Source organism: Streptomyces sp. IBSBF 2435 (assembly GCF_036815005.1).
Classification (GTDB): Bacteria; Actinomycetota; Actinomycetes; order Streptomycetales; family Streptomycetaceae; genus Actinacidiphila.
The window spans coordinates 1-4,491 of record NZ_JAJSYW010000350.1 but is presented as its reverse complement, the minus strand read 5'-3'; the positions used below and the strand labels follow the sequence as shown (position 1 = coordinate 4,491).

Sequence of the window (4,491 nt, the reverse complement as noted above, 5' to 3'; positions counted from 1 at the left end):
CCTCCTGGCTGCCCCGCACCGCCGCCACCGAGGACCAGCGCCGCCCCTGGGCCAAACTCGACCGCGGCATGGTGCGCGGCACCGTCCACGACGAGAACGCCTACGCCATGGGCGGCGTCGCCGGCCACGCCGGCCTCTTCTCCACCGCGTGGGACCTGGCGCTCTTCGCCCGCGCCCTGCTCGACGGCGACCTGCCGCTGCGCCCCGGCCTCGGCTTCGAGACCGACCAGGCCTGGTTCATGGGCGAACTCGCCGGCCGCGGCGCCTTCGGCCACACCGGCTTCACCGGTACGAGCCTGGTCATCGACCCGACGACCCGCTCGTATCTGATCGTGCTGGCCAACGCCGTGCACCCCGTGCGCCACCGCCAGGGCAGCGTCCCGCGTGCGACCGCGGCCACCCGGCTGGCCCGCGGCACCCGTCGTACCGGCGGCTGAGCTGCTGCCCTTTCGGGCAAAGTTTTCCCGCCGCCTGCCGTGCGCGCGGCGGAGCCGTGCGCGCCACCCACCAGGGGAGAGTCCCGGGCCGCCCGTCCGCGGCGGTACCGGAACGGCTCGTTCGGCAATCGGATTGATTACAAAATGCACACCGGCTGCAACCCGGAGGCACCACTATCCCTCTGACAGGTCGATCCCTCGGATCGATTCGCCGGACCCCGGTATCTCACCGTGATCGCTAAGGAAGAACCATGAGCACTCCAGCACCGCAGACCCCACGGGTTTCGGTGATCATCCCGGTGTACAACGCGGTCGAACACCTCGATGAGTGCGTCCAGTCCCTGGTCGACCAGACCCTCGGCTTCGACCGCATGGAAGTCATCGCGATCGATGACGGCTCCACCGACGGCAGCGCGGAGGCGCTGGACCGGTGGGCCGACGCGCACCGGAACATCACCGTCGTCCACCAGCCCAACTCCGGTGCCCCCGGCGGCCCGCGCAACCGCGGCATCGACCTGGCCGCCGGCGAGTTCCTGTTCTTCGCCGACCCGGACGACTACCTGGGCGCCGAGGCCCTCGAACGGCTCACCGCGGCGGCGGACCGCGACAGCAGCGATGTCGTCCTGGGCCGGACCAAGGGCGTCGGCCGCACCGCCGCGGTCGCCCCCTTCGCCCACAACGTCGAAGCCGGCGACATCTGGACCACGAAGGGCGTATGGGCGCTGACCGCCCACAAGCTCTTCCGCCGCGCCCTGGTGGAAAAGCACCGGCTGCGCTTCGCCGAGGGCCTGCGGCTGGCCGAGGAGCAGGTCTTCATCGTCCCCGCCTACTTCCTGGCCGCCTCGATCAGCGTGGTCGCCGACTACGACTGCTACTACCTCGTCCGCCGCGACGACTTCCCCCACCTGACGCAGCAGACCCCCGAGCCCGAACCCTTCTACCGCAATGTGCGCGACGTGCTCGACATCGTGGTCAAGCACACCGAGCCCGGCGGCAAGCGCAACGACCTGCTCAAGCGCTGGGTCACCCAGGAGATCCTGCGCTACTTCAAGGGCGGCTTCCCCGCGATGCCCGCCGAGCGCCAGCAGCGCTTCGTCGCCCAGGCCGGCGCCCTGCTCCGCGACTTCGTCCCGGACGAGGTGACCGGGCCGCTGCCGCCCCTGGACCGGCTGCGCTGCCAGCTGCTCAGGACCGAGCAGACCGAGGAGCTGGCGGCGTTAGCTGCACTGGTCCCCAAGCAGCAGCCGAAGCCGAAGGCAAAGGCGAAGCAGCCCCCGCCCCCCTGGCTCAGCCGCGCCGGCGCCCGCCGCCTGACCCGCGCCATCCAACGCCGCATCCAGGCCTAGCGTCCTGGGGGGGGGGGGGGGGGGGGGGGGGGGGGGGGGGGGGGGGGGGGGGGGGGGGGGGGGGGGGGGGGGGGGGGGGGGGGGGGGNCCCCCCCCCCCCCCCCCCCCCCCCCCCCCCCCCCCCCCCCCCCCCCCCCGCGCCCACGGACCGTGGCTGCTGTCTCCGGAGTGTGGACGTGCTACCGCAGCGGCGACTGCACGTCACCGCGCTTGCGTTCCAGCAGGACCACCGGACGATTCACCACGTCCGCAATCTGCCGCCGGCGGTCAGCGGAAGATGCCCGTGTGGCCCAGGGAGTAGCGGCCTGGCTGGGGGTAGACAGCCAGGCCGTGGGGGCCGAGGCCGACGGGGATTTTGGCCAGGGTGCGGCCGGTGGCGGTGTCGAGGGCGTAGACCTCGGCGTCGTAACGGCCGGTGAGCCAGAGGACCTTGCCGTCCGCCGAGACGCCGCCCATGTCGGGACTGCCGCCGCCGTCGATGTGCCACTTCGCGGTGAGTCTGCCGGTGGCGAAGTCCAGCAGCGACACCGAGCCCTCGCCGCGGTTGGTGATGTAGAGGTACTTCGAGTCGCGCGAGACGTACAGGCCGTGCGCGCCCTTGCCGGTGGGCAGCAGCACCGGCTTGGAGAAGGTGTCGCCGTTCATCGTCCAGACGCCGGCGGCGGCCATGTCGGCGATGTACCAGGTGCTGCCGTCCGGTGAGATCTTGACGTCCTGCGGCATCGCGCCGGCCATCGGCAGCCGCTGCTGGGCGACCACCTTCATCGCGGCGGTGTCCACCTTCAGCAGCTCGCCGGAGAATTCGCAGGAGACGATGAAGTAGCGCCCGTCCGGCGAGAAGTCGGCGTGGTTGACGCCGTAGCAGCTCACCGGGACGACCTTCCTGACCGCCATGGAGTGCGCGTCGCGGAAGACCAGCTGGCGGTCGAGCGAGGCCATCACGATCGCGTACTTGCCGTCCGGCGTGAAGTACAGGTTGTACGGGTCGTGGACGTCGACCGGCTCACCGACCTTCCCGGTGGCGGGGTCGATCGGCGTGAGGCTGTTGCCGAGGTCGTTGTTGACCCACAGCGTCTTCAGGTCCCAGGACGGCACGACGTGCTGCGGCTGCCGGCCCACCGGGATGGTCCTGATCACCTTGTACGTCTTCGGGTCGATGACGGAGACGGTGTCGGACCCGGTGTTCGGCACATAGACCAGCGAGGGGAAGCCGCGGACCACGGGGGACAGCGCGTCCGGGCGGTCGGCGGCGTAGACGTCCCGCGGGTCGATCAGCGGCGGCATCCCGGCCAGCCCCGGGTGCGCGGCGGCGGCGAGCCGCTGCGCCTTGGCCGCGGCCGCCGCGGCGGCGGCCTGCGCGGCCACCGCGGCCTGGGCGGGGGAGGGCGCCAGCGACCGGGTGCCGGTGTCGCCGCACCCGGCGGCCAGCACGGCGAGGGCGGCGACCGCGGCGCCGGCGGCCGCGCGGCGGAGGGGACTCAGGTGACGGCGCATCAGGTCAGCAGCTCCGAGGTCGTGACCGCGCGCAGGCCGCGGCGGTGCAGGTCGTCGAGGATCCCGGGCAGCGCGGTGACGGTGCCGCTGTGCCCGAAGTGCAGCGAGACCACCGAGCCGGGTCCGGCCTTGGCGGCCACGGCGGAGCGGACCGCCTCCGCGCCGGGGTCGGTGTAGTCCAGCGGGTCCACGTCGTACGACAGCAGGTGCGGGTAGCCGGCCTTCCGGGCGAGCGAGACCACCAGCGGGGTGGTCAGCCGGGCCTGGGAGGGCCGGAACCAGCGGCCCGGTGTGCCGGTCAGCTCCCGCAGCCGGCTGGCGCAGCGCTCGATCTCGGCGCCGGCCGCGGCGGCGTCCATGGCGCCGATGTCGCCGTGCGTCTGGGTGTGGTTGCCCAGTTCGTGGCCGCCGGCCAGCACCCGGGCGGCCAGCCGCGGGTACGCGTCGAGCCAGTCGCCGACGGCCAGTACGGTGACGCGGGCGCCGAGGCGTTCCGCGGCGGTCAGCAGCGCCTCGGCCTGGCCGGGGTCGCCCTGGCCGTGGAAGGTGAGGGCCAGCTGCGGGCGGGTGCGCGGGCCGTGCTCGATCTGGTCGGGCAGCCCGGGCGGCAGCGGCGGCAGCGGTGCCACGGCGGTGCCGGCGGCGGCGGTGGTGGGCGCTCCGCCGTGCACGGCGGACGGCGCCGCGGCCGTGGGCGGCATCGCAGGGTCGTGCCCCGCGTCCGCGGCCTTGCCGCCCGTGCAGCCGGACAGCAGCGCCTCGGAGGCGGTCACCTGGAGGAGATTGCGGCGAGAGATCGACATCGGCGCCCACATTAAGGCGTAATGTCTCATTTATCCTACCGGTGGGGCCGCGCGTCCCACGGATGCCGCATCGGCAGGGGCGGTGCCCCTGTCATCATGGACCTTCGCGTCCTGCCGCCCTTCACCCGGCGGCCACCACGTGGGGGGCTACGTGACACCGACACCACCCGACCCGGCGCCACTCCCGGCGCCCTCCGCGCCCCTGGACCCGGCGCCGCCCGGGCCGGGCGCCCCCGAGGCGCGGGCTCCGGAGGGCCGCGCGGTCCTACCGCGGCAGCCGGTCGCCCCGGCGGGTCCCGAGGGCCTGCCCGGCGCCGGCACGCAGGCTGCCCCGCCCGGCACCGGCACCGGGTCCGGCACGGAGACCAACCCCGCCGGCCCCGGCAGCCAGTCCGGCACCGGGGCCGGCGC

Annotated in this window: 4 protein-coding genes and 1 pseudogene; 3 read left to right on the top strand and 2 right to left on the bottom strand. The window is 74.1% G+C overall.

All coding sequences use genetic code 11. The features are described 5' to 3' along the window. Both V7E46_RS33265 and V7E46_RS33260 read left to right on the top strand, forming a co-directional pair. Nucleotides 1–437, top strand: a 437-nt coding sequence (locus V7E46_RS33265) for a serine hydrolase (protein ID WP_333771886.1), incomplete at its 5' end; no start/stop codon positions are given. A 251-nt stretch (nt 438–688) separates the two neighbouring features. Beyond that, complete coding sequence (locus V7E46_RS33260; protein WP_333771885.1) at nt 689–1,783, top strand: glycosyltransferase family 2 protein; 1,095 nt, start codon at nt 689–691, stop codon at nt 1,781–1,783. 267 nt (nt 1,784–2,050) lie between these two features. On the opposite strand, the gene V7E46_RS33255 is transcribed toward V7E46_RS33260, so the two are convergent. Next, complete coding sequence (locus V7E46_RS33255; RefSeq protein WP_333771884.1) at nt 2,051–3,277, bottom strand: YVTN family beta-propeller repeat protein; 1,227 nt, start codon at nt 3,275–3,277, stop codon at nt 2,051–2,053. Further along, complete coding sequence (locus V7E46_RS33250) at nt 3,277–4,080, bottom strand: polysaccharide deacetylase family protein (protein ID WP_333771883.1); 804 nt, start codon at nt 4,078–4,080, stop codon at nt 3,277–3,279. The genes V7E46_RS33255 and V7E46_RS33250 overlap by 1 nt, the downstream gene beginning before the upstream one ends. Before the next feature lie 151 nt (nt 4,081–4,231). On the opposite strand from V7E46_RS33250, the pseudogene V7E46_RS33245 reads away from it, so the two are divergent. Further along, nucleotides 4,232–4,491: pseudogene (locus V7E46_RS33245) on the top strand (hypothetical protein); the annotation flags it as partial.